The sequence below is a fragment of the Treponema sp. R80B11-R83G3 genome, assembly GCF_054786115.1.
The window spans coordinates 1-780 of sequence record NZ_BDHF01000344.1 but is presented as its reverse complement, the minus strand read 5'-3'; the positions used below and the strand labels follow the sequence as shown (position 1 = coordinate 780).

At 43.1% G+C, this 780-nt stretch carries 1 protein-coding gene; it reads right to left on the bottom strand.

Features of this window, described 5'->3' with window-relative positions:
- Positions 1-479: 479 nt before the first annotated feature.
- Positions 480-780 (bottom strand): leucine-rich repeat protein (locus ACYVRH_RS13750; RefSeq protein ID WP_461257453.1); only part of this gene is annotated, 301 nt, incomplete at its 5' end.

Genomic DNA, 780 nt, shown 5'->3' with positions numbered 1-780 from the left:
ATGATATTGTCCAAGCGGTAACGCAAACGGTTAAAAATATACAGGATTATTACGTTACAAAAACTGATATATAAGGCTCTTAAAGCGGACTTGCCATTTTGTTTGACTGAAAATATTTTTTACCACGAACCACACGAACAAGGAGCGAAGCGAGAACGAAGATATTTACTGCAAATATGCGTGTAATAGAGAATCAAAGAGAGCAGGGGTTTTTGTTCGAGAGTTTAGCGTAGAACTTCACGATAAGATAACGGACAAAAACCCCCTAACCCCCGTTCTCTGGTACGCATATATTTGAAGTAAGTCTCTTCTCTTTCCTGGTTCGTGTTGGTTCGTGTTGGTTCGTGTTGGTTCGTGTTGGTTCGTGTGGTTCTTGATAAAATTATTCCTTTCTTGATTCGTGTTGGTTCGTGGTCAAAAAAAAGCCCCTGACCAAATTGATCAGGGGCTTCATCACATCTCACACAAAAAACTCCTTTCTACTGTTTCGTCCACGTTTTACTTGATCCGTTTGGCCTTGTGTACGTTCCTGCGCCTGCCGCAAGGTACTTGGCGCGCAAGTCGCCAATATAGGTGTTAGAGTAGCGCGAATCGCCAAACGCACTAGAATCAAACTCACCTGAAGCAATCGTCCCTTCAAACATTATACTAGTAAGACTGGCGCAACTGCCAAAAGCGCTTTGCCCAATGCTTTTAACACTGCTAGGTATGGTTATGCCGATAATGCCGGTATTTTGAAAAGTACCCACCCCAATGCTGGTTATTCGTGGGGGTATGGTT